At 39.6% G+C, this 24482-nt stretch carries 16 protein-coding genes and 1 pseudogene; 15 read left to right on the forward strand and 2 right to left on the reverse strand.

The features are described 5' to 3' along the window. Nucleotides 1–262: 262 nt before the first annotated feature. From ACRD69_RS25310 to ACRD69_RS20765, 5 genes and pseudogenes are all read left to right on the forward strand, one after another. A pseudogene (locus tag ACRD69_RS25310) lies at nucleotides 263–1435 on the forward strand (S8 family serine peptidase); the annotation flags it as partial. Between the two features lie 3180 nt (nucleotides 1436–4615). Then, nucleotides 4616–7537, forward strand: a complete 2922-nt coding sequence (locus ACRD69_RS25315; protein WP_489685674.1) for a T9SS type A sorting domain-containing protein — start codon at nucleotides 4616–4618, stop codon at nucleotides 7535–7537. A 339-nt stretch (nucleotides 7538–7876) separates the two neighbouring features. After that, nucleotides 7877–8392 carry a hypothetical protein gene (locus ACRD69_RS20755; RefSeq protein WP_430817062.1) on the forward strand — a complete coding sequence of 172 codons (516 nt, stop codon included), beginning with the start codon at nucleotides 7877–7879 and terminating at the stop codon, nucleotides 8390–8392. Between the two features lie 362 nt (nucleotides 8393–8754). Beyond that, nucleotides 8755–10734: a PAS domain-containing sensor histidine kinase gene (locus ACRD69_RS20760; RefSeq protein WP_430817063.1), complete on the forward strand. Its 1980-nt coding sequence runs from the start codon at nucleotides 8755–8757 to the stop codon at nucleotides 10732–10734. Continuing rightward, nucleotides 10731–11381 (forward strand): response regulator transcription factor, encoded by a 651-nt coding sequence (locus ACRD69_RS20765; protein ID WP_430817064.1) that lies wholly within the window; start codon nucleotides 10731–10733, stop codon nucleotides 11379–11381. The genes ACRD69_RS20760 and ACRD69_RS20765 overlap by 4 nt, the downstream gene beginning before the upstream one ends. A 72-nt stretch (nucleotides 11382–11453) precedes the next feature. Here the strand turns inward: ACRD69_RS20765 and ACRD69_RS20770 are convergent, their stop codons facing one another. Next, nucleotides 11454–12494: a DUF481 domain-containing protein gene (locus ACRD69_RS20770; RefSeq protein ID WP_430817065.1), complete on the reverse strand. Its 1041-nt coding sequence runs from the start codon at nucleotides 12492–12494 to the stop codon at nucleotides 11454–11456. A gap of 568 nt (nucleotides 12495–13062) precedes the next feature. On the opposite strand from ACRD69_RS20770, the gene ACRD69_RS20775 reads away from it, so the two are divergent. From ACRD69_RS20775 to ACRD69_RS20795, 5 genes are all read left to right on the forward strand, one after another. Next, complete coding sequence (locus ACRD69_RS20775) at nucleotides 13063–14493, forward strand: arylsulfatase (protein ID WP_430817066.1); 1431 nt, start codon at nucleotides 13063–13065, stop codon at nucleotides 14491–14493. Between the two features lie 134 nt (nucleotides 14494–14627). Next, entirely contained in the window at nucleotides 14628–15119 is a 492-nt protein-coding gene (locus ACRD69_RS20780) for a nuclear transport factor 2 family protein (protein WP_430817067.1), read from the forward strand. A gap of 17 nt (nucleotides 15120–15136) precedes the next feature. Continuing rightward, the gene (locus tag ACRD69_RS20785) at nucleotides 15137–15676 is read left to right on the forward strand and encodes a glycine zipper family protein (protein ID WP_430817068.1); all 540 of its coding nucleotides are present in this window, start codon (nucleotides 15137–15139) and stop codon (nucleotides 15674–15676) included. A gap of 12 nt (nucleotides 15677–15688) precedes the next feature. Next, complete coding sequence (locus ACRD69_RS20790) at nucleotides 15689–16795, forward strand: hypothetical protein (RefSeq protein WP_430817069.1); 1107 nt, start codon at nucleotides 15689–15691, stop codon at nucleotides 16793–16795. 79 nt (nucleotides 16796–16874) lie between these two features. Then, nucleotides 16875–18053 (forward strand): BamA/TamA family outer membrane protein, encoded by a 1179-nt coding sequence (locus ACRD69_RS20795; RefSeq protein WP_430817070.1) that lies wholly within the window; start codon nucleotides 16875–16877, stop codon nucleotides 18051–18053. Nucleotides 18054–18075: 22 nt separating this feature from the next. On the opposite strand, the gene ACRD69_RS20800 is transcribed toward ACRD69_RS20795, so the two are convergent. Beyond that, nucleotides 18076–19362 carry an amidohydrolase gene (locus ACRD69_RS20800; protein ID WP_430817071.1) on the reverse strand — a complete coding sequence of 429 codons (1287 nt, stop codon included), beginning with the start codon at nucleotides 19360–19362 and terminating at the stop codon, nucleotides 18076–18078. A 1615-nt stretch (nucleotides 19363–20977) separates the two neighbouring features. Here ACRD69_RS20800 and ACRD69_RS20805 point away from each other — a divergent pair. The 5 genes from ACRD69_RS20805 (at nucleotide 20978) to ACRD69_RS20825 (ending at nucleotide 24454) form a co-directional block, all read left to right on the forward strand. Then, entirely contained in the window at nucleotides 20978–21883 is a 906-nt protein-coding gene (locus ACRD69_RS20805) for a hypothetical protein (protein WP_430817072.1), read from the forward strand. 143 nt (nucleotides 21884–22026) lie between these two features. After that, nucleotides 22027–22428 carry a hypothetical protein gene (locus tag ACRD69_RS20810; protein WP_430817073.1) on the forward strand — a complete coding sequence of 134 codons (402 nt, stop codon included), beginning with the start codon at nucleotides 22027–22029 and terminating at the stop codon, nucleotides 22426–22428. A gap of 301 nt (nucleotides 22429–22729) precedes the next feature. Continuing rightward, nucleotides 22730–23167 (forward strand): hypothetical protein, encoded by a 438-nt coding sequence (locus ACRD69_RS20815; RefSeq protein ID WP_430817074.1) that lies wholly within the window; start codon nucleotides 22730–22732, stop codon nucleotides 23165–23167. 197 nt (nucleotides 23168–23364) lie between these two features. Next, entirely contained in the window at nucleotides 23365–23805 is a 441-nt protein-coding gene (locus ACRD69_RS20820; RefSeq protein WP_430817075.1) for a hypothetical protein, read from the forward strand. 307 nt (nucleotides 23806–24112) lie between these two features. Beyond that, nucleotides 24113–24454, forward strand: coding sequence for a hypothetical protein (locus tag ACRD69_RS20825; RefSeq protein ID WP_430817076.1), 342 nt, complete (start codon nucleotides 24113–24115; stop codon nucleotides 24452–24454). Nucleotides 24455–24482: the final 28 nt, after the last annotated feature.

The raw sequence follows: 24482 nt of genomic DNA on the forward strand, positions 1-24482 counted from the left end.
TTCTAACGAGCTCAGTAACGATTTTGTCAAAGGTAAAATACGTATTAAGCTGAAGAAGGAAAATCTTCAGGAAGTAAAGCAATTAAAAGCGGCACATGCACAATCCAATACAACTGCATTAGGCATAGAGTCTATTGATGCATTAAACGATGGATTTGGCATCAAACGCATACAACGTGTATTCCCCTTCTCAATCAAGCATGAGGCAAAACACAGGGAATATGGTTTACACTTGTGGTTTGAGCTGGATTTTGATCCTGCAATGGACCCTCAGGCACTGTCTGACGAATATCGCCTGTTGGAGGATGTCGCCATTGCCAAGCCGGTGTATAAAAAGATATTGATTGGCGATGACAAGAAGCCGGTCTATTTTAATGTTGATTCTCTGCAATTGGTTGGTAAAGCCAAAGAAAAGATAATTAATGGCTCTTTAAAGTCATCTTTTTCCGGTGTTGAATTCAATGATCCACGTTTACCTGAGCAATGGCATTACTATAATGATGGTGCAGTAGGAAGTGCAGGCGAGGACATTGACTTATTGAAAGCCTGGTCAAAATCAGTGGGTAGCAAAGATGTCATTGTTGCCATTGTAGATGGTGGTATTGATACGGAGCATGAAGACCTGAAAGACAATTTATGGGTCAACGAAGCAGAGTTGAACGGGGAAGAAGGCGTTGATGATGATCAGAATGGCTATGTCGATGATATTTATGGCTATAACTTTGTCTACGGTGGTCCTGTTACCGCCCATAAACATGGTACACACGTAGCCGGTACAGTGGGTGCAGTTTCCAATAATGGTATTGGTGTTGCCGGTGTTGCCGGTGGTGACGGAAGTGGCAATGGTGTTCGCCTGATGTCTTGCCAGATTTACGATGAGCGACCAGGAGGTAATGGTAACCAGGCAGCTGCCATAGTTTATGGTGCCGATCATGGAGCCGTAATCTCTCAAAACTCATGGGGTTACACCCAGCCGGGATATTTTGAACCGGAAGTGTATGATGCAGTGAAGTATTTTATAGCCGAGGCAGGTCAGTATGAAGGAAGCCCAATGAATGGCGGTATCTTTATTGCTGCGGCAGGTAATGCCGGCCGTGAACATGCTCATTATCCGGCTTCTTTTGAAGAGGCTTTATCGGTGGCGTCAACTGGTCCGACCGGAATGCCGGCACCTTACTCTAACTATGGAGAATGGGTGGATATTACCGCTCCGGGTGGTGATCAGGCCTATTTCGAAGAAGAAGGGGGTGTGTTAAGTACCTTACCAGGCAATACCTATGGTTTTTACCAGGGTACTTCAATGGCTTGTCCCCATGTATCAGGGGTGGCCGCCTTGGTGGTAGCTAAATATGGTGGGCCATCATTCCGACCAAACGAGTTGCGTAAATTACTCTTAAACTCGGCAAATGCCTTTGATTTTGAAGATAATGGAGAATATGGAGTAGGAAAGCTGAATGCTTTAAATGCCCTGATGGATGAGAGTAATGTAGCGCCCGATAAAATTGAAGACTTAAGGGCTAAAGAAGTATTTCATAACGAGATGAGACTGGAGTGGACTGTGCCAAGGGATAGTGATAATTTCCAGCCAAAATATTTCCATTTAGCCATTGACCTTGAACAGATTACCAAAAGCAATTTTGACCAACAGGCTCTCATTGTATTTGAAAACGCTTTTGAAGCTGGCGATACAGTGGCTATCACCATTCATGGCTTAAGGAAACAAACCTCCTATTATGCTGCACTCAAGTCCAGCGATCGCTTCGAGAATGTGTCAGAAATATCTAATGTTATTCAGGTTATTACTACAGATGAACCTCAGTTCACAGAATCAACACGTGAAGTGTATGTAGAGGTAGATGTAAATAATCAACATGCTCATTCTATACCTGTCACATTTTCTAATACAGGAGAAGGGATTGTCTATTGGAGGAGTTTCACCATTAATGAAAACGCATTCTGGACCAATTACAGGGACTGGGAAGCAGCCAAAGAGAGTGCTTTAGCGCAAGCGTCACTCAACCCTGAGCAATTTGAAGAGACAAGGCCCTTAACACAAGATTATACAGAATCACAGCTAAAGGGAAGTGTACCTTATTCTGATTTGTTACTCGAAAATGACAATACAGCTTTTAAAGAAACCTACTCATACATCACAGGAGGACCCCGGTTTTATATGGGAACAGGAAATGCCAATGCCGGGTTAATACTGGCAACGCGTTTCCGTATGCCGGCAGACGCCCATTTTAATATGACGCATCTGCAATTCATCATGTATCCCAATGTGGAGAATGCACCGGTACATATTGAAATCAGAAAAAGTAAAGAAGGAATCCTGCAAAACTCTGAAGTGGTATACCACCAGGAGTATGTACCAAAGGAGGTTAATAAACCACAGGTGGCCCGTATTCCTCTGTTGACACCCCAGCGCTTTGAGAATTTGGAATATTTTTGGGTGGTATTGTACTTCTCTCCTGAAGAAGACTACCCGATGATGATGGAACGAAGTTCATACTCCGGTGATTACACTGACTATTTTCTCGTTTCACGTAATAATGGTGTTTCGTACATGAATGCATTTGAGCTTATGTCTGCAAGAGTTGCGCCAATGTTAGAAGTGTGTAGCTCGGGACGTGACGGCTCTTTTACCTATTTAGCCCCTTATGAAGGTGAAATACAAGGTGGCGAAACACAGGAAGTCCAGTTAAACATTGAAGCCGGTAACCTGTCTAATGGTAAACATTCGGCCGCCATTGGCGTCTATACCAACGATGCTGCCAAACCTGGAATTGCCATCGATGTATTAGTGGATGTAACAGGTCAAAAGGCAGAGGCTGAGATAATGTCTGTGAATGAGTTTGAAGTATTGCAAAATAAGCCGGCTCAATTGGAGTTAAGTATTAAAAATATAGGGCTGGATACGCTTAAAATCAGCAGTATAAAGAATGTGTCAGAAACCATCCTGGAGAATTTTACCAATGATACCATAATTATTCTGCCAGGGGAAGAAGGCCATGTGCCATTTTCTTACACAGCCTTAAATACAGGAAGGCAATTTGAAACAGTTTCTGTTGAGACCAATATAGGCACACAGACAGCTCAGCTGGTAATGGATGCAAAGGCTCCTGCCGAAATCAGCCTTTCACTGGATATGAGTGAGGTGACTTTAGCGGCTAATGAAACTCAAGAAGTACAATTAACCATCACTAACGCTTCTTCCAATGCCATATTGGAATATTCACTGGAAGAATATGGACAGTTGAGGGTTAAAGGAGGCAATCAGCCCAATAAGCTGGGTTATCAAATAGTTACATCTAACGATGTTGGCGGACCACAAGCAGGTCGGTGGGATGAAATCAAGTCGTTCGCAGAAGAAATTGATGGCGACTCTTTAAGATGGCATACCGAAGCGATTAATCTGGGTATGAAGTTCCCGTTTGAAAATAACGTACTAAGCGAAATATGGGCCCCTTATGGTAATTCAAAATCGGTATTCTATTTCTATAATTATGGCGTTCCTGGCTTCTTTAGCGAAGAAATGAGGGCACGTAGTTATGATGGTAGTGGGGTGTTTGCTCCACTGTGGATGGATATTCAATTTTCAAAGGTAGATAAAGTCTACTTCCATAGCTATGGAGACCGAATTGTACTGAGTGTAGAAGAGGATCTGGTGATATCAAGATGGTACAATGACAAGCCTGGTCGATTGGAATACCAGGTTGTACTGTTCAGAGATGGAAGCATAGAGTACCGTTATAAGGATGTTTCAGTATTAAGTGAGCGACCTGAAATTAAGTATGCTATTGGTATCCAGGGCATACTCTGGGAAGACTACTATAAATACAAAGATTTTGACGACGAAACTAATCTGATAAGTGATGGATTGGTCATTCGTTTTGAGCCTCAGGGGGATGTGAATATTTCCTATACCGAAAACAATGTGAAGGGAGCACTTTCAATCAATGGATCGGTGTCAATTCCAGTAACAATTGATCCTTCTATTGCCATAGCGGGCGAGAAAACGCTTATCAATCACATTAGGGTGAAAGGCAACACTGTAAGTGGTCAGGAGGAGATACCTGTAAACATTAACATTACCGGATCAGCGGTTTATGATGCTCAGGACTCTATAGATTTTAACTGGCAACGGGTAGGAGAATTAAAAACGTTGTTTGCTAAAGTGGAGAATAGTGGTACTGCCAATGCTTCCATTATTGCACTGGACTTTAGCGATGCTGCTTTTTCAACGACACTGACATTGCCACAAAGTCTGCCTGCTCATTCGAATGTGATGATTCCGGTTGTATTTGAATCCCTTGAAGCAAAAGTGCATGACGCTTTCTTAACCGTTACTTTTGAGGATGGTTCAAAAGAGTTAATCGTCATAAAAGCAGAAGGCCGGCGCGATCCGCTGTTTACCTATGTAGTCGATGGTAGTCTGAATGTCGACCTGACTGCCGGCGAACCCCAAAGGATACCCTTAAGCATGGCTGTTGATGCCAACTCTGATGAATTGAGCTACGCATTCTCCAATGGCTTATTGGCAAACGTTACAAACAGTAAAAAACCAGAAGGCGAATTGGTGAATGAACTATTAGCAGGCGTTTTTGACTACCAGATGTTGGTAAGTGATTCACAGAAGGTATTTCATAAATGGGATAATATCAAAGGTAAAGCAACGAAGTACAAAATACTGCAGGACAGGCAACAGATGATTGAGTTACCATTCTCGTTCCCGTTCTATGGTGAGCTTTACGATACTATCTGGGTATCTAAAAACGGCTATATAACCGTTAATGAACCTTACAGCGATGCTACGCGAAATTTTTTCGCACCCAATGATGGGCTGAATGGTATGATTGCTCCATTATGGGTGGCAAGTCTGGAACCTTCAATTAAGGATGATGGTGTTTGGTACCAGGCATCGGAAAAAAGTATACAGATACAATGGACCCGTTATAAAAGTTCTGATCAACGTGATGGTGGGGGCAATGTGACCTTTCAGCTGGAACTGACCCATGATGGTTATATTTGGTGTCACTACTACCTTACTGAGGCCTTTGGAGGTGGCTTCACCTATGGCTTGGAGAGCCCGGATGAGCAACACATCATTGGTGAGATGACTATCAATAATTGGGATCCACCTGTTCAGGATTCAACTACCATCGTTTATGTGCCGTCATATACCGGTAATACACCCAAGGGTGTAACTGAGGAGCTTGAGATCGCACTTGATGGTCGTAATGTATTTGTGCATGGAATCTATAAGGATACCTTGATGCTGCATACCAATAGCGCAGCTCAACCCTTGGTGGAATTACCAATGGTTATTAACTACAGCGGACAGCCGGTGCTTGATGTCACTGATAGCCTGCAGTGGGAGGATGTAATTTATAATGCTGACGCAACTGAGTTTTATATCGAACAGGATATTCTACTTCGGAATACTGGTGTTGGCAGCTTATCGGTGTCGGCGATGACAATAGCTAATCTGGATGGCATAGATTTGTTTGACGATGGAAAAGAGCTTGTTATGTCTGGCTCTGGTCAATTGTCACCGGTCCTTGCATTAGAACCATGGGATGAGAAGGTATTGAAGGTCAGAATAGCTGTTAATGAGAAACAGGATATCGACAATGGTATCATTACCATAAACAGCAATGCGGGAACAAAACAGATAGCTGTTACAGCAAGTTTTGTTGAGCCTCCTGTGCTCAATTGGGATAATAGTAGCAGGGAATTCAATTTAGGGCAGGACCAGGATACATCCTTTGTATTCAATATTCAAAATACAGGTGCTTCGCCATTGGAGTTTGGTGTTTTCCCGGCTGTTAAAGCGCAAGGAGAAATAGGAGTTTATCCGGGTAAGATTGATGAAATAGGGCATTACACCTCGGAGAAGCCAACAGTTATGGATTCACTACTATGGGATAATAAAGATAATGCAGATGGCTATTTCTTCAGCTGGCATGGACCAGGGCAGCGTATTGCATGGGTGAATGAGTTTACCGCTCCTGAAGAAGGTTTTGCCTTGTCACATGTCAGCTCCTATGTGAAGCTAACGTCACTGGATAAAACAGTAAAGGTGGCAGTATACCTGGGAGGCAGATTCCCACAGGAAGGTGATACACTCTTCAATAAAAATTACATTATTGATCGTTATACAGAGAATGAATGGGTGTATTTCCCATTAAATACTGTTATCGATATACCGGCAGGTCAAAAATTCTTTATTGAAGTCACCCCTCACGGCAGCACTCATTTTATGGGCTTTGATGTGATGCCTGAAACTGAAGAGGGCGATGAGTTGCTTAGAAAATCATTCAATGCAACATATGGTGTGAATGACACAATTATTCATGCTTTTGGCATCGATGACAGTGGATGGTCAAATGATTTCCATATGCGCCATTTGAATAAAATCCGTGGATTGTCGGCTGCCGGTGAGGGTAGTTGGGTACAATTAAATCCATCAGGAGGAACTATAGCAAGTGGTGAATCATTAGAGGTGAAGGCATCTTTGTTTCCTGATAAAGGTGATGTTGGTCGCAATTATGCGCGTATCATAACACGAAGCAATGACATCAACAATAAGGTTGATGAATTTGATCTCGTCATGAATATAAATGGTCGTCCACAATTAAAGATGTGGCCCAACAAATACACAGATAAGCTTAAAGTAACAGAGACAGAAGAGGCTGTCTGGAATTACCTGTTCCATGATCCGGAAGGTGAGGACATGACGATATCTATTGAGCAGACCAATGATACATTAGTTCCTGTATTGGTGCAGCAAGGGCCAAACCTGGCAGAGGTGCTTGTTAAGACTGATTATCAAAGTGCCGGCACATATAATTATCCGGTACAAATAGCTGATGCCAGCGGAAACGTGACTCACGATACCATCTGTGTGCAGGTACTCAATAAAAACAGGGCTCCTGTATTTAATAAGGAGTACGAAGTCATTGAGTTAAACATGGCAGACCCGAATGTAACATCATTTACGGTTAACCAGTTATTTACTGATCCCGATGAAGATGTGATGCGTATGTACGCAGGGAACTATACACCACATATCGTTGATATGGCTTTAGGTAATGACTTCATCTCATTACATCCTTTACAAACAGGTACCGGGTTCGTGGTATTTGCAGCCGATGATGGCCATGATGATGGTTTCACGGTAGTAGGAAGTTATGTGTTGATTAGCAATAGTCCGGATGATGCCAATTCAGCCCCATATTCACTGGATGATATCAGTCAAACATTTATCAATTCAGTTAAGCAGGTAATGATATTACCTAACCCGGTATGCGATAACAATACAAATGTGGTATTTAAAACGCTGGAAGAGGGTGATGTTACCTTACAGGTATATACATTACAAGGGCAATTAAGTCAAACAATTAAGCTTGGTACCTTTGATGAAGGTATACACGTGACAAATATCCAGCTGGGAGATATGATGTCGGGCATGTATTTGTGTCGCCTGATAATTAATGAGAATCAGATGGGTACTTGTAAAATGATAATAAAGTAATTTGATATAAGACAATCTGAATACAGGATTTTTAATCCTGACTGTTTCATCAACGGATGAAATAGTAAACCTGAATAAGTTAATAAATGGGACAATGTTTTTTTCAAAGAATGGGTTTAGGTTGTTCATGGAGAATGGAGAGTTTTACTCTCCTCTCCAATCTTATTACCGGATGTTAGAATTAATATTTTCATAGACAGAGTTTTGGTTTGTAATGGCGCCAGGGAGAAAAAAGTTTCTCTCTGGAGCCATTAAAATGCATGACTGATTGAAAAGAGTAGAATAAACGATGTAGCACACATACATATTTAATATGGTCTTATCCTTAATTTATAAATTATGAAGCACAGGTTTTTAACAGTTGGAATCATCATCGGCATCTTTATTTATGGCGTATTACTGGCCATGGGATTATTATCTGATCAATCTGATGTTATTATGTGGTCGGTGGTAAGTCTGTTATTGGGTGTTATGTTAGCTGTGGTGGTATATTCCCTTAAACCCTTACTGAATCGTAAAATGCATCAAAAGATTTATGAGCTCTCAGCAGATATACATGATGATGAAAAGATCCTGATCGATGGTCCGGCCGGACTTAATTCGGATAAAAGCTGTATGGGTAAATTATTTCTGACCAGGGATAATTTACTGTTTAAAGCTCTGGATCAGAAGCAACTAAATTATAGTATCGAGAATATTTCAGATATCAGATTGTTGAAAAAGTGGGGGGTAATCAATAATGGCTTAAAGTTTAATTATAACGGGATTGAAGAGATGTATTATGTCGATTATGCAGGTGACTGGAAGGTGATAATCGAATATGTTAAGGGCTTTAATGATAAATCAATGAGTTGATTCAAATAATAATGCCATAATATAAAAACTGGGGAAGGTGTAAGGTGTAGATATCTTGGCAATTATGGCTTTTACTCGCTTGCCTCACTGCTTCTTTCTATAAAGCTTAAAAAGTTCCTCTCCTGCTACTTCTATCACAAATCTATGAGGTTTTGCTGTCCGTGACCTCAGGAAATCTGCCACAGATCATATTTGCATACCATGTTTCAGATAGTTAACTTGTACTATCGACCGTGACCATGTAAGCATACCATTTACTTTTTAAAATACAATGCCTGAGTAGACACATGTTGCTTATTGGTACGGAAATGAATAGTGCGCTTTCAGCATAAGAGAGTTTAATTATTTCTGATCAACAGGTGATGGATTTTAACCAGGAACTAAACATCAGCAGAGAACGAATCATCAATAAAGCCATTGAGGGGGCTGCTGTTGTTATACTTCCATCTGCCGTATTATCTCTAATCAGGTTCTACCTTATAGGCTGGTATGACGCATTTGTTGTCCATACGCTTATTTTTTGTGCCACCATCTTTCTGCTTTTGGTCAAAAACAAGTTGAAAACAGCCTTAAAATTACACTTGCTTGTTATCATTGTTCTTATTTTATCAGTTACGGCATTAAGCACATATACACTAACCGGTGGCGCTTTCCTGTTTTTCGCCATGATTTTTATCCCCCTCGTGTTCTATAGTCTCAGGCTAGCTATTTCTTACGCCCTTGTATACCTGGTAGTTTTTTTTGGCATCGCCATTTTGTTTCATACTGAAATGTTAGTTCCGGCACCTGACTTTAACAGCTACCTTGTCAATTTCTACATGTGGGTGGCTCACGGAATAATGTATGGCCTTATCCTGTTTTATATTGCCTATATGCTCAATATGTTCTTTAGCTTATACAAAAAGGTTTTAGGTTCTTCTATTGACTATTCAAATGAGCTTAAACAATCAATAGCTGCCATAGATTTTCAAAAAAACAGGTTTCAGTTGTTTATGGATGCTTATCCGTTTCACGTGACCATAAAAGATGAAAACAAAAGGTTCATGTTTGCCAATAAAGCCATCCTGGAGTATATAAACGCCAGCGATATTAATTTTTTGAATTTACACCGAGAGGAGGTTTTTCCTAAAGAGATAGCAGATGTTCTGGATCAAATGGACAACAAGGTGATTGATGATAAAGAAGCGATTAGGAAGGAACTGAATACCTGCCGTGAAGATGAAGGTTACAGATGTTATGATGTGATAAAATTTCCATTATTTACGCCTGATGATAAACTGCTTGTTGGCAGCATATCAATTGACATAACGAAGCAAAAAGAAGCAGAAATACAAAAGGTGGCCAGTGAGTCTAAATACAGAAGCATCTTTGAAGGAAGTAACGATGGAATGGTTTTCTTAGATGAAAACCTCAGGATAAGTGAATGTAACCAAAGTTATTGCGATTTATTAGGATACACGAGGGATGAACTGATCGGAAAGGATTATAAGTTCACAATTCATGATAAAGAAACCGACTGGGATAGTATTATCCTGAGCCTGGCAGCTCAGAACCGTTTAAATTCCCGAACCATTGAGATGGAGGGGATGAGCAAGGATGGTAATCTGATCTATGCCGACGTGACGGTTTACAAACGGATTCAGCATGATAAAGAGCTGGTATGGGCCGTGGTTAGAGATTTGAGTGAGAAAAAAAGCCTTGAGGAAGAAATATTTAAAACCATGGTACGATCAGAAGAGGCTGAAAGGTCAAGGTTTGCTAAGGAGTTGCACGACGGACTAGGTCCCTTGTTATCAACAAGCATGATCTACCTGCATACCCTTGGTAAAAAACAGGGAAAACACAATACGGGCAACTACGCCACCAGGGCCTACCAGTTGATTGAGGAGGCTGCATCCAGTATCAGGGAAATATCTAACAATTTAAGTCCTGATATTCTTGCTAAATATGGCTTGTTGCATGCTATACGTTCCTTTTGTGAGAAAGTGAAACTTGCTAAGGACATTAATTTTTCAATCAAAACCAATCTAAAGTGTCGCGTTGATGAGTTAATTGAGTTTACCATATACAGAATAATGACTGAGCTGATAAACAATACCATTAAATATGCCAATGCCACAACTATTCACATCAATATAATTGATCAGGATGGAGTTTTGCTGATAAGTTATACCGATGACGGGCAAGGATTTGATTACCCTGCTCAGAAAAATGATGCCAAAGGTTTTGGACTGGTAAACCTGGAGAACAGGATTGAAAAATTAGGTGGAAACTTTACCTATTATTCAGAACCGGGTAAAGGCGTAACAGTTAAAATAAGAATTAAAACCAAGTGTATATGATAAAGATTGCAATTGTAGAAGATTTACCAATGGTGCTTGAGGGCCTGAAGCTGTTGATAGATCAGGTTGAAGATTTTAAAATTGTCGCTGAGTATTCCAATGGAAAGGAATTTACAGATGATATCCTTAACCTGGATGCGGATATCGTATTGACCGATATTGATATGCCCGTTATGGATGGAATTGCTGCGACTACACTGGCAACCAGCCTGAAACCCGATATAAAAATAATCGCCCTGTCAATGCATAATGATCGCAAGTATTATTTCCAAATGGTAACAGCAGGAGCTAAAGGTTTCGTTCTAAAGCAATCAAACCCCAATGAACTGGAAAAAGCCATAAGAGATGTACATGCCAATGGAAATTTCTTTTCGCCGGATTTGCTGCATTCAATCATAGTCAATATTCATGGGCTGGAGAATGAAATAGTTAAGGACAAAAAAGAACTGCTTCAACTGTCAGATAGGGAAACTGAATTATTGAATCTTATTTGTCAGGGCTTGACGAACCAGCAGCTGGCAGATAAAATGTTTGTTAGTTTACGAACAATTGAATCCAATAAAAGTAAGTTGATGCAAAAAACCAATACCCGTAATAATGCGGGATTAATAATCTGGGCCATCAAAAACAAAGTAGTTACCATTTGAGCTCACGCCAATAGATGCTTGATGTTACACTTTAGGTGCTGATAATTAAATTCATGCAAATCTACCCCTGCTTTAGAATTTGTATTCGAGGCCTATTGTATTGCCCCAGTCATGTCCGGCATTGATTCCCGACAACGGTTCATTGTCAAAGCTGTTGTAATAGGTAAACTTCAGGAAGAAATCATGAAAAGCTTCCCATTTAATATTAGCGTCTATTTCATTTCTGAAACGTCCGGGCTCTGATATACCGGGAATTAAATTGGCTTTTACATTTATTGATACTTCAGGGGAGTCGAATAAAAACAACATGTAGTTAAACTGGATCAATCCTTCAAAATTATCCCTTACCAGTTCTCCTGAATATTCAGTGTTAGCTGTGATTCCCAGTCCTGCTGATAAATCCTGTTTATTATTTCGAATCAGAAAGTAGGTGGGGCCAAGAGCTACAGATGTACGCAGGTCAAGTTCGAAATAAGTATTGCTTTCTGCCAGGGCAGCACCATGAATGGACCAGTTCTTGGGTAAGACCCTGTATAAAGATGCACCTCCCGATTGTCTTTGGGTGGTACCAATCGATTCTTTGGTCAAAACAACATTATAGTCAACCTGTATAATGACCTTTTCGCCCCTGTACTTAAGATTACCGGCGAAATCAAGTTTGGTCACATCGCTGGCCTTTACATAACTATAGCCCGAGCTGACCGTGCCTGATACACGATCGATGAACCGTTTCTCCAGGGGAGTCAGTTCAACAATACTCCATAATCTGATCGTGTCTTTTGTGCCCGCTTCTTCCTCTATTATGCAACTGCCGACTTTGCCTGAAGGCTTCAGAATACCAAACATGATATGCCCATCGCTTAATATTATTCTCATGGGGTTTTTGATATGTACGCTGTCAATTTTACTCCATTCAATATGGATCGTACCTGAATCATCTGTTGAAAGATTGAGCATGTTATGATCCAGTGATTTAACCTCGCCGGTAATTCGGTCGCCATCCTGGAAATAGATAGTATCGATCTTTGAAGTGGCAAAACTCACATTGCTCAAAAGAAGTAACAGGCATGCAGATGCGATGTATTTAAATAATAATGATAAGCTTCTTTTCATTCGTCAACGGTAATTATTGCATTAAACTCTCAGTTGGTAAGAGAAATGAATATATATACATTGTATAGTAATGAATGTATCTGCTGTTTTTATTTTCTATTAATAGTCAATCATTTATGCCTTACTACTATACATCATATGGCCCGTAAATCCCGCCTGAACATATGATTGAAAAGGCCTTGTTAGTATGCTAACTGCCGGTGTAACAAATATCTTAACCAAATTGGAGAAAAATAGCTACAAATTCAATACGGATAGCCTTTTTTTTAATTGTTTGTTAAGTATTTATGGCTGCTGACTTTTTTGATGAGGGGGACTTTTTTCCAATGATTCCAACTTATCGGATGAGTTTACACAGTCCTTGTTAGTCCCCGAATAGACAAAGAAAAGAGATGGAAAATACACGGTAGCTACTTGCTTCTGCAGCGTATTTTAATAGACACAAAAGACGCAAATGTCGTCTGCATGAACCAAAGCTTTTTATTTTGCTATTGAACTTTAAAATATTGATTATTAAATTGTAATAATTGAATTAGAAGAATTTTACATTTTCAATAACTGAATAGCCATGAAACATCTCTTTACATTTCTTATTACGTTCTTTCTTATAATTGGCAGTATTGCACAGGATAAACCAAACGTGGTGCTGGTATTTCTTGACAATTTTGGTTGGGGAGAACCCGGCTTCAATGGAGGAGGTGTAACAAGGGGAACCGCAACTCCTAATATGGATAAGCTTGCGGCAGAGGGATTGCGCCTGACAAATTTTAACGTGGAAGTACAATGCACCCCTTCTCGCTCAGCACTCATGACCGGGCGCTATGCAATACGTAGTGGAAATGCCACAGTTCCTCTAGGTGAAGGGCTCTATGGCCTCTTGCAATGGGAAGTTACAATGGCAGAAATGTTAGCGGATAACGGTTATGCCACCGGCATGTTTGGGAAGTGGCACTTAGGCCGGACGCCGGGAAGATTCCCCACCGATCAGGGCTTTGATGAGTGGTACGGAATCCCAAACTCAACCGATGAATCACCCTATTCGTCCTTAGTTGGTTTTGAAGAGAGTAAGCTTCATGAAACGTTTGTGATGAAGGGCCAAAAAGGTAAAGTGCCTGAAAAGGTTAGGCCATACAGGTTAGATTATCGCCCGCTTATAGACCGTGACCTGACTGATAGGGCAATGGAATTTATGGAGAAACAGGCGAAGGCCGATAAGCCTTTCTTTGTGTATTTGCCTTACACGGCCACTCACTTTCCTACCATGCCACATCCCGATTATGAGGGAAAAACAGGGAAAGGAGCATGGGTCGATCTCTTGTTGCAGATAGATGATTACCTGGGTGAACTGTTGGATAAGATCGATAACCTGGGAATAAGCGATAATACCATATTTATTTTCACTGCCGATAATGGACCCGAAGCCATGTCCTATGGAAATACCAGTATGACAGTTGAAACAGCAATACATGGATCAGCAGGCCCATGGAGGGGAACTTTATTCACCGGATTTGAAGGTGCCTTGCGAGTGCCATTTGCCATCCGCTGGCCAGGGAAAATAAAGGCCGGTACATCGAGTGATGAAATAGTTCATGCCATGGATTTATATCCCACTTTAGCCGCTATCACCGGTGGTAATATTCCTGACGACCGGATTATTGATGGTATAGATATGTCTGATTTCTTCCTTGGTAAAACGGATAAATCAGGAAGGGATGGCTTTATTGTTTATATGGGGAACGACATATTTGCTGTTAAGTGGAGAAACTGGAAATTGCACTTTAAAGAACAAGATTCCTGGAACGGCGAGTTAAAAACCTATACCATGCCACGTGTATATAACTTATACAACGATCCCCAGGAAAAAGACAATGTGCTGTTTCCACATACCTGGGTGCCTAAAGCTGCACTGCAACAGTTAACAGAACATGTTGCTTCTCTGAAAGAAAATCCTCCTATTAAAGCCGGACAGGCTGATCCTTATGTGCCAGCTAAGAAATAAAATAGAGATGTGACTATAAGCATCAAAAAAGGAGCGTTATAAAATGATGTATAATGGAGTATGGTACAGGGAAAGGCCAATAAGGATGTCAATCAGGTACCACAATAACTAACGATAAATTAAAAACTTTTGAGATGGAAAAATTGCTTGTTTTATTCGCCATACTTTTATGTATTTCCTGTTCTGACAGTACGCAAACAGCAAATAAAAATATCCCCATTGTTGAGAGCTACATATCTGCAGTGGAAAATCTGGACTACAATACGATGGAATCACTTCTTGATGAGAGTTACCAGGGATTCGGACCGTCATTTACCGATTATACGACAAAAGCCGAGGCGGTGGAAAGCTGGAAATACAATTGTGAATACCTGTATGAAAATATCAAATACACCAGAAACCAGATCGCAGCTGTTCGCATACCTGAGGGACCCAATAAAGGCGACTGGATTGCCAATTGGTCAGAACTCCGGATAACTTATAAAAGCGGCGATGAGGCTACCATATGGGCCAATACCAACTATAAAATAGAGAATGGAAAAATTGTCCAGACCTATACCTTCTATAATGAGGCCGATGTATACAGGCAACTGGGGTACGGGTATGTGAAAACAGATGTTGATTAATTAAAATGAATATACGGATGAAAGCAATAATACTACTTCTGATTTTTGTGGTGGCTTCGGCCTTAGCGCTAGCTCAGACAGATGTGCCCACAACACAGGTTTTACCTGACACGGCAAAAATGACATACAACCAGATATCACAAAGTGGCGAACTGGTCGTCTTTCCTTCGAAAGGTCAGGACAAGCATCAGCAGAAAAATGATGAATTTGAATGCTATTTATGGGCATTGGAGCAAACAGGAATTGACCCTTTGAATCTGCCCAAGATTGAAGCTGAGAAAGTAAACAAGGCGCCTGAGGGCCATGCCGTAGCGGGTGCTGCAAGGGGTGCTGCTGCAGGGGCTGCCATTGGTGCCATAGCAGGTGATGCCGGAAAGGGTGCTGCCATAGGTGCCACTGCCGGTGCCTTGCGCGGGCGAAGAGCAAAAGTGTATGGTGATCAGCAGGAACAACAACAAAATAACGCCGCCGCTGCGGCTGCTGAAGAAGAAATGAAAGAAAAGTTTAAAAAGGCATTTGCTGCATGCATGGAAGGCAAAGGCTATACTGTTAAATAAAATTGAGGAGTTATGGGTGCATATAAGACGTTTACTTTGCTATTGATTTTTAGTTGTATGAATTCAGTAGCCATGTTTGGGCAAGGTGAAACAGCTCAATCCAGTCAGGACAGTACAAAGCTTAAAACTGAATACCCATATGTATTACCCATATGGGGGCAAAAAGTGGCAGATCGCAACATTAAAATGCAGTTGCCTTTCGGTATCAATGTCAATTATGTGTACAATCAAATGACCTTGGATTTAACGCATTTCAGCATGAATTTTTACGATGGTGAGAACCTCGATGATATTATTAATCCTGAAACTTTGAACTTTACCGAAACAGTCGGAACAACCAACGGTGTAAACATCAGGGCTGATGCATGGATATTTCCGTTTTTTAATGTATACGGTATTTATTCACGTAACCAGGGATCAACAAAGGTGGCTTTTCAACCGCGGGTGGTGGAAAAAGACCTGGGGCCCAATGGAAACCTGATGGAGATCAGAACTTTGGAAGAGCCGATAGATGTGGATAAGGTAACGTTTACCGCCAATTCATTTGGTATTGGTTCAACCCTTGTTTATGGATGGAGTGACTATTTTGTTAATGTTGATGGAAATATGACCTGGTCGACTTCCGATCTGTTGGAGCAAACTGTTGCTTTCTTTGTTGGTTCGGCCCGCATTGGAAAAAGGGTCAGTTTAAAGAATGATATGAAACTGGCATTTTACATTGGTGCCATGTATCGCGATTTCGTAAATAAAGAAAATAACACGGGTTCAATTGGCGTTCCTGAACTGGACGAAGGTATAGCACGGGCGATAGATGGATTAACAGCCATCAATGATGAGCAAATACTATTATGGGAAAGCCTGCCTGAATCAACTCCCGGGAGGGATGAGAAACTGGATGAATTATATGCCAGGGAAGAGCGGCTGGACCATGCCAGCGAAAGATTGGAAAATTCAGATGCTATCAATTACGACATTAAAAAAGAAATCGTTAACAATTGGAGTACACAAATTGGCTTTAACCTGGAAATAAACGAGAACTGGATGTACAGGGCGGAATTAGGTTACAGGGATGATCAAAAGTTCTTTATGACAGGCTTGCAGTACCGGTTTGGTTTTTAATACATGACAAAGGCTGCGAAATACAATACCCATTAGTTATCGCATCCAACATTATTTTTCATTAACAATGAAGTAATTAATGAGCAAAATATCAAAGTATATACTGATAATACTTGGTTTTATTATCAGTATTGACTGCAATGCCACCGGCATTGAGAAAGAAAAAAACGATACGACAAAGCAGCATAAAAACTTAAGGTTCAGTATACTTGGCGGACCGGGTTATACGCCTGATTTTGGCTTCTTACTAGGTGGAAGTATGCTGTTTACCTTTAGAACCGATCCCCAGGATATGGAATTGGATCGCTCTGTTGTACCCATTGGTTTTGCTTTCATGTTCAACGGTGGCTTTAACCTTATAAGTCGTCCCCAGTTCTTCTTTAACCATGATCGTTTCAGGATTTTTGGACAGGTGATCTTTAAAAATACCCTGGATAATTATTATGGAGTTGGTTATGATACCAATAACAGTATTGTACGAGGCGAAGAGACCTCGGAGTATCGGGCCAGTAACTGGCAGATAAATCCTATTCTTTTATGGCGAATGGGGCAAACAGATTTCTTCGGAGGAGCCTTGGTTGATGTTTCCAGGGATTATATGAAGAGTCCAAGTGAAGGCGTGCAAAATGATCCGGACTATATTGCCCAGGGTGGCGATGAATCAGGCTTGTTGTCGATGAACACCGGATTGGGCTTAACCATCTCTTATGATACCCGCGACATACCTGCCAATGCCTACAAAGGCTTACTCCTGGATTTTAAAACCACATTTTTTCTCGATGAGTTTGGTGGCGATTCCGATTATACACTGATCAACCTGGAGTACCGTCAGTTTACATTACTCGAATTTATGGGGCCAAGGCGTTCTTTGGGCTGGATGTTGAAAACAAGCAACAGCTTTGGCGATGTGCCTGTAACGCGTATGCAAATGATAGGCTCACCTTTTGATATCAGGGGATATTACCTGGGGCAGTACAGGGATAAATCAGCGCATTTTGGTTTGCTCGAATACAGACATATGTTTAACACCGATCAGACTGATTTCTGGAGCCGGCTTTTTAACCGCTTTGGCTTTGCCACCTGGGGTGGTGTCGGTTTTATGGGGCCCGACCTTGGGAATATAGAAGCTGTCTTACCTAATTTCGGTCTGGGATTGCGCATTGAGGTGCAGCCAAGGATGAATTTCAGAATTGATGCCGGGCATAATCCCATCGACGGTAATACGCTGATCTATTTTAATATGACAGAGGCATTCTGAGATAGTATGGTGTCATACTGTTTCAGGACACAACATTAGCCAATACACTGGCCATCTTCCACATAACTTCTTCGCTTATATCAAAGTTGGTTTGGTGATGGGTTCCTGAATCATTGGATGCACCTATACCCATAAATACTGCTTTCCCCCCGGTATTCTGGACATGATTCATTAAGGTACAGAAATCTTCACTGTAGGTATTGTGTAATTCTCCTTCGAGACAGTTAGTGAATAAACCTGCAGCTCTTGCCATCTGCTGAATGCTTTGGGCAAGGTCAACAGAGCTGGCAGCACTTTCGGCTTCACCTACCAAATTCACCTTACATTGGCAAGCGTATTTCTTTGATATAGCTTCAATCGTTTTGATAGAGGCAGAGTAGAGTTGATCACGTGTTTTGGTGTCGCCGGCACGGGTTTCAATTTTTAGTTGTGCTTCAGGGCACACGATGTTGCGTGCTGTACCTGCCTGCATCTGTCCGACATTTAGCCTGATATGCCTCGGGAATTCGCTTTTTAACTTCTCCAGGCTTAAGATAATTTCAGCAGCGGGAAGCATGGCATTGATACCCTTTTCAGGGGCCAGAGCCGCATGAGAAGCCTTACCTGTAATTGTCACATCAAACTTTTTACTGGCGAGCTGTCCATAGGTTCCACAAATAAACTCACCTTGCTCTTTGTTGGCCCATACATGGAAGCCGTATGCTTCATCAACATTGCTGAATAGTGGATGTTTCACGACGGCAGCCATTCCACCCAAACCCTCTTCAGCAGGTTGAAACAAGAGTATTATTCTACCCTTGAAATTATCTTTGTGTTCAGCCAGGTATTTGGCGAAACCCAAACCTATAGCGGAGTGGACATCATGACCACAGGCATGCATATAGCCATTATAAGCCGATGTAAAATTATTTGCAAAGGGGAAATGTTCGTTTGACCGGCTTTCAGAAACGGGGAGGGCATCCATATCAAAACGAAATACTTTCACCGGACCATCGCCACGGTCAATAACACCGGCAACAGCAGTGTAGCCTCCTTTGGTTTTTTCAAGTATCTCTTGATCCAGGTCTGCGCGCTCCATGGCTTGCGTATAGAACTTATCCAGACTTTCATTAGCAGGTAAGTTCATGCGTTCATCACATATCAATTCTTCGCCCATATAAACCGTAAAGTCCCATTGCTTAAGCGACTGAGCGACAAACGCAGCTGTCCCGAACTCACACCAGGCCGGCTCCGGATATTGATGAATAAGGCGGCGCCAATGAACCATTTCTTCCTGGATATCCTGAAAATATTTGGAGATGCTACTCATACTATGCTAGTTGTTTTTGCCAAAGATAACGAGAAATCAAGGCATGCTCATTTATTTTTATCAGGGAAGACGCTTTTTCTGGTATAAGCGGTACATCCAAACAGCAAGCCTGCACATTTTTATTGGTACAGCCACACAGGTACTTATTCGATTTTGTCAAATTCATGCTATTTGTTTTTTGAGTTCAATTTTCAACAAACATACAGCGATTACAAGCGCATTACAATTACAATGCATGCATTGTAATTTGGCTAGATGCCTATGTTGCACATTACATGATACTTAAGTGGTTTTTTGTGAGATATATGTTAAAAACAGTATACAAAGGACGTTAGGGAAAATGCCTGTTTTGACCAAAAAACATAAAAAATGATACAAAATTGTCACTTTTACGGCCCGTTTGAACCTTTTTAGGGCCATAATCGGACCATATTCGGGTCTTTATTGGTAGTTCTTCGGTAATCATTCGGTATTTCATCGTCTACGCGCGTAGCGAACAATTACCGAACAATTACCGAAGGATTACCGAACAGGAGTCGAAGCGGTTCCGAAGGTGACTGCAACCATTACCGAAGAAATAGTGCCTTCAGTAGTTGAAATGCACTTTTGTCGAACTGTTACATTGTCGAATTGTTGAATTGTTGAATTGTCGAATTGTCGAATTGTTGAACTGCTCTTTTGTAACCACGGATTTCTTCCTTTTGACCACGAATTTCACGGATTACACGGATTATCTAATCGCTTAGCGATTAGTTGTAACAATAATCAAATGGTCCAGTCAATAATTCGTGTACCCCGATAGCCATTGGGGTAATCGGATTTAACGGATTATGGCTGCGCCATAGCAATCGCGTAGCGATTGCACAATTCGTGTAATTCGTGTAATTCGTGGTTCTTTTTTTTTATTTAAATCATTGGTTTGTACTATACTTTACTTCTTTTGACCACGCCCCGATAGCCATTGGGGTAAACAGATTACATCGATTAAATCCTTCGGATTTGATTCCCAAGCTGTAAATAGCAGGCCGTAGGTCTGAAACGCTTGGTATGGTCAGCCCACGCGAAGGTGAATGCTGCGCACCAGAGATGGATTTGTTGCTTCAGGCTTCCATTTTCCTTCGTCAAAGCCGCCATTACACAATATCCACTCATATCATTGGCTTTCAGGCCTTCAAAGCTCTGTTTCGATTTAAGCGGGTAGGGGGAAGCTAAATAAACACTCTGTTTAACATAGGTGAAAAATACTAATTTTCCCCATACGATATGGGGAAAACTACTACCTCGCGAACCGTTTTGAGTATTTATCTTTAAGACCAAATAAATAATAATACTAACCCTTTAATTGATATCCAAACAACAATAGATGGAAACTATCAGGTTACAATTCGCAAACCCAGAGGTATTAAAGGTTATACAAGTATTAAATCAAATGTCAGTTACGCAAAAAGCTCAATTTTAAATAATGGTAAGGCAATGCAAATTGAAGTATTTGATTTTGTCACACAATTTGATGTTCAATTATTTGGAACAAGGTATGTAAGCCAATCCGTGAATAAAGGGTTTCAATTTGAAAATTTATTTGGAATTAGAATTATTCAATTTTAAAAGAATTAATATGGTACTTTTTAAAAAACATAGCTTTTGTATATCATTATTGTTATTAGTAGCCTTAATGCTTGAAGCTCAAATTAAAGAACAAAAGTTTATCACAGATTCATTATGGCGATTATATAATAAGAATCTTGATACAGTTATTGTTAAGAACTGGTTTTATTGCAATGGTAATAATACATATGAGGTAAGCCAATTTCTTTCAAGGTCTGGAAATTTCTCATTTTCAGTTAATAGTATAGATCAAAAATTTTGTGATACTACCGTATATTATGGAGTGAGACAGACGTATAATCCTAAAAATAAAATAAAAAAGAGTTTTTATTATACTGAGAGTTATTCATTAATAAATGAGGTTGATACTCTATATGGAAGATTTAACGAAATTAACACTTCAGACTTAACCAGTCAACGTGCTTTGATAGAAATGTCTTATATGTTAGGGAATGTAGATAATTATCACAACTATAAAGATTTATCAAATTGTATTAAGGTGTATTTTTATAGCTATAGTAAAAATGATTTATTAGAATTCTATCTTAACTTAGACAATACCACTGAATTACTTTATCGCCACTTTAGTACTGATAGCATTACACCTGTTTTAACAAGAACTGAGAGAATTAGTACGAATAAAATATCGCAAAGACTTATTGATAAGTTCAAAAAGAATGTCACAAGTGAGGACCTTGATGGATTAAGTCAAAAATATTTACAAGTTTATACTAAAGATAAAGTTGATAGATACTGCCTTGTTATCCAGTTTTTAAACAATAAAGAGGCTATTTCATTTATTTTTGGAGATGAGGCACCTAAAGTTTATAAGAAGGAATTTAGAAAATCTCTATTTCATAAGTTTTCCATTTACATGTGTTATCCAATATTAAAGAAATATGGTTTTGAATTATAATGAATAAATATTATATTTTTTTTATATCCATAGTTTTTGTTTCGTGCGAATGTGGTAGTCCTCTCTTGTATAATCGTATAAAATTACGAGAGTACGTTCCTCATGAAACCAATAATATAAAAGCTGATATAAATATTGTTCCAATGGAACAAACCACTAATACTAATGGTGAAATTGTATTATCTGATTACATTACCATCAAGGTTTATGATTTCATAAGTGCAAAAGATAGAGATGTTTATATTTCAGCATTTTATTACCATGGAAAAGATTCTCTTCCTTGCGAGTTGCTGGAGGTTAAAGAAGATCTTACGCTTGAGGAAATATATGGTGTGCGAAATGATGGTATGTATAATATTTCTAGAAAATACAAAGATTATCAATTTCAGAATAAAGAAACCATTGAGTTAGTGGCTCGAAGTATTCTGCCTAAAGAGATGAAAAAATGGATTAAGTTTGAACAGTGTAGAAGCATAAATATAAAAGTGCACTACCCTGATAGTAGGTGTAGGATATTAAATTTTACGCTAAAAAACGAAGATTAGTAATAGACAAGCTGCCCGGCAAGTCCGGGCTTTTTTACATTTATAGAATAGCAATATTTTTTAGGTTTTACGGATTTGATGAAGCCGTCCAGAACATGAAGGATATGTGTTTTATCTTCATTGTTCACTTTTTCTATCTTGTTAGCCGATTCAGCAACGCCGGGCTTTAACAAACATCAGGCTTCCTAAGGGATTAACTGTACTTTGGAAAATATTGCATATGCATTTGGGCGCTTTACTTAATTTATCAGATGTGAAGACCTATGATATATTCATATTATTTACATTAAAATATATAATTATGAAATTCCTATATGTTTTTTTATTGTTGCTATTTAGTTGTGCAGGAGTAAATAAAGATTTAATCAAAGTATATGGATTGTCAAAAGTGAAAGTATATACACCTGCAGTTGAAAAAGGATTTACAACAGCAAGTGCATCTTCATATTTTAATAAACTAGAGAAATCTGCTTTTACAATATTGACAAAAGATGAAACTACTAAGATAGAATCTGCATTGTTTAAGGCAAAAAAGGAGAAGCATCGCCAACGGAAAGTCGGAATGAGAAACTTCTTCTGTGTTTTATACGCTCCAATTGAAACTGGTATTCAATTTAAAGCCATTATTCAGAGTGCAGGTGAATCAATTTTAATTATTGATTTATCGCAACGAATCGAATACATAATTACCTTACCTGAGGATGTTAAGGCAATAAAGGAAATAATGTCTGATTTGTAGTTGAATGGATTGAATTACAATACATACTTATAGTTCGGCGTATGGCTTTGCCAACGCCGGGCTTTAACAGGCATCAGGCTTCCTAAGGGATTAACTGTACTTTGGAAAATATGGATATGCCTTTGGCGCTTTAGCTAATTTATCAGATGTGAAGACCTATGTTATATTCATATTATTTACATTAAAATAGATCAATAATGAAAGCAATATACATTCTATTATTTATAGCAATTGGAAGTTGTGCAACTTTTAAAAAGAATGAACTAATATCCTCAGGTTTAAAGACTGTAAAATTGTATCATACCCCAGTCCCAGTTGGGTTATCAACAGGAGGAGTTATCGCTTATTTTAATAAAGTTGAGAATTCAGAATATACAATTTTATCAAGTAATGAAGTTGATAAACTGGAGGGTGTTTTAATAAGGTCTAAGAAAAAGAGACACATACAACAGAAATTTGGGTCAGGTCTTTTTTTAGGAGAGTTTGTATTTAATAAACATTCTAATATTGAATTCAAAGTGGCAATGATGGTTTTTAAGCATTCAATCTTAATAATTGATGTAGCCGCCAGAATCGAATACATAATTACCTTACCTGAAGATGTTAAGGCAATTAAGGAAATAATGTCTGATTTGTAGTTGAATGGATTGAATTACAATACATACTTATAGTTCGGCGTATGGCCTTGCCAACGCCGGGCTTTAACAGGCATCAGGCTTCCTAAGGGATTAACAGTACTTTGGAAAATATTGCTTATGCTTTTTGGCGCTTTAGCTAATTTATCAGATGTGAAGGCCTATGTTATACTCATAATATTTACCTCAATTATTATAAATATGAAATTCCTATATGTTTTTTTATTGTTGCTATTTAGTTGTGCAGGAGTAAATAAAGATTTAATCAATGTATATGGATTGTCAAAAGTGAAAGTATATACACCTGCTGTTGAAAAAGGATTTACAACAGCAAGTGCATCTGTCTGATATCCCCTTAAGCTGGATGATTGATGAAGCAGGAAAGGCCGGACTTGAGATCGAAGGTTATCTTAGGAATGGATTGAAGGGACACTATGCAGCAAAGATTCATCAATCAAGAAAACACATTTATCGATCCAAGCCCCGTTTTTACAGGGATATAATGTTTAACAATGGCGGGTCGCAAAAAGTATATGTGCACGATAGCGTATTAAATAGACAGCAAGATGGTATCACCAAATATGCGCCCAAAAATCTTATGCCACATATAGGGAAGTTTACACGTAAGGTTGGTGACTTGTGGACTACTTAAATTAAAGTACATATTTAGTTTTAAAGAA

The organism is Carboxylicivirga agarovorans (assembly GCF_050589845.1).
GTDB lineage: Bacteria > Bacteroidota > Bacteroidia > Bacteroidales > Marinilabiliaceae > Carboxylicivirga > Carboxylicivirga agarovorans.